Here is a 311-nt window from a genome sequence, read left to right as displayed (position 1 = left end):
CGCGGCGTCCTGCACCGCCGGGCTGCCAGTCGACATGATCTGTGACAGCAGCACCCGCTGGTCGTGCTCGTACGGGTTCTGGATCCCCTTTTCGAGGACGGTCTGCAGACCGGCCGCGTTGCCCGCGAGTGCGGTGTTTGCGGCATCGCGGACCCCCGGGCCGGAGAACGCGATCAGTTCCTCGCTGCGCGCCCGAAGGTCGTCTTCCGCGGCGACGGCCCTGCCGGTCGGGACGAACGCCGGAACGTCGGCGTCGGAGCCCGCCAGCGCGGTCTCGGCGGCCCGGCGTTCGTTTGGTCCGCCGTTCTGCG

Annotated in this window: 1 protein-coding gene; it reads right to left on the bottom strand. The window is 71.7% G+C overall.

The window, feature by feature from the left end; all coding sequences use genetic code 11:
* Nucleotides 1-311, bottom strand: a 311-nt coding sequence (locus PUR61_RS00025) for an ALF repeat-containing protein (protein WP_329874301.1), incomplete at both ends; no start/stop codon positions are given.

Source organism: Streptomyces sp. BE20, from assembly GCF_036322525.1.
Classification (GTDB): domain Bacteria; phylum Actinomycetota; class Actinomycetes; order Streptomycetales; family Streptomycetaceae; genus Kitasatospora.
Note: the sequence above shows the minus strand (reverse complement) of the source record. Positions and strands in the feature narration are given on the sequence as shown.